The organism is Pseudomonas sp. 31 R 17 (assembly GCF_900004915.1).
Lineage (GTDB): Bacteria > Pseudomonadota > Gammaproteobacteria > Pseudomonadales > Pseudomonadaceae > Aquipseudomonas > Aquipseudomonas orientalis_A.
The window spans coordinates 1-1508 of the sequence record NZ_CVTN01000070.1 but is presented as its reverse complement, the minus strand read 5'-3'; the positions used below and the strand labels follow the sequence as shown (position 1 = coordinate 1508).

Annotated in this window: 1 protein-coding gene; it reads right to left on the bottom strand. The window is 60.7% G+C overall.

From position 1 onward, the window contains the following. Positions 1-1508 (bottom strand): immunoglobulin-like domain-containing protein (locus tag BFP89_RS28970; RefSeq protein ID WP_370671222.1); only part of this gene is annotated, 1508 nt, incomplete at both ends.

The following is a 1508-nucleotide window of genomic DNA, read 5'->3' as shown; positions in this document are numbered from 1 at the left end:
CCGTCGACTCACCCGCCTTGATGGTAATCACCGAGCCATTGCTCAAGGTGACGCTCACCGGGGTCTGTGCCGGGTTGGTCAATGTCGCGGTGTAGGTGATCTGGCCGCCTTCGGTCACGGTCGAACCGGCCGTCAGCGTGACAGTGGTGGTATCGACCACATCAGTAATGGTGGTGACCGCAGGCGTAGTGCTCGGCACCAGGTTTTCAAAGTTGCCGCCGGTTGCGCCGGTAATAGTGGTGCTGACGGTCGAACCGTTGACGTAGACGTCATTGGCCGGCGTATCGACAACAACAGTACCCGTCGACTCACCCGCCTTGATGGTAATCACCGAGCCATTGCTCAAGGTGACGCTCACCGGGGTTTGTGCCGGGTTGGTCAATGTCGCGGTGTAGGTGATCTGACCACCTTCGGTGACGGTCGAACCGGCCGTCAGCGTGACAGTAGTGGCATCGACCACATCAGTAATGGTGGTAACCGCAGGCGTCGTGCTCGGCACAAGGCTTTCAAAATTGCCACCGGTTGCACCGGTAATGGTGGTGCTGACGGTCGAACCATTAACGTAGACGTCATTGGCCGGAGTATCGACTACCACCGTACCCGTCGACTCACCTGCCTTGATGGTAATCACCGAGCCATTGCTCAAGGTGACGCTCACCGGGGTTTGGGCCGGGTTGTTCAATATCGCGGTGTAGGTGATCTGGCCGCCTTCGGTCACGGTGGAACCGGCCGTCAGCGTGACAGTAGTGGTATCGACTACATCAGTAATGGTGGTAACCGCAGGCGTCGTGCTCGGCACCAGGTTTTCAAAGTTGCCGCCGGTTGCGCCGGTAATAGTGGTGCTGACGGTCGAACCGTTGACGTAGACGTCATTGGCCGGCGTATCGACAACAACAGTACCCGTCGACTCACCCGCCTTGATGGTAATCACCGAGCCATTGCTCAAGGTAACGCTCACCGGCGTCTGCGCGGGGTTGGTCAATGTAGCGGTGTAGGTGATCTGGCCACCTTCAGTCACGTTCGAACCAGCCGTCAAGGTCACGGTGGTGGTGTCGATGGTGTCGGTAATCTGCGTCACGGCCGGGTTAGGGTCGAGGGTCAGTACCAGGTTGTTGCCGCCGGTGATGCCGGTGACGTTGACGCTGATCTGGCTGGCGTCGAGGTACGGGCTGTCGTTAGGCGCCAGGGGCACGTTGACGGTGCCGGTCAGTTGGCCGGACGGGATGGTGATCACCGCGCCGTTGGACAGGGTGATGGTCAGGTCGCTGGTGCCGGCCTGGGTCACGGTGGCGGTATACGTCAGCACGCCCCCGGCTTCGGTGATGCTCGGGGTGGCGCTCAGGCTCAGGGTCGAAGGCTGCAGCGCCAGGTTGCCGTTACCTGCAGAAGCTTGAGCACCATTAAAGGTATTCAGCGTTGCAGTGCCCTGGCCGATAGGGGCGGTGGGAAAGCCGATGGTCGGATCGACACGCCCGGCGGTCGCGTCCAGCACCACGAAGCTGTGGCCG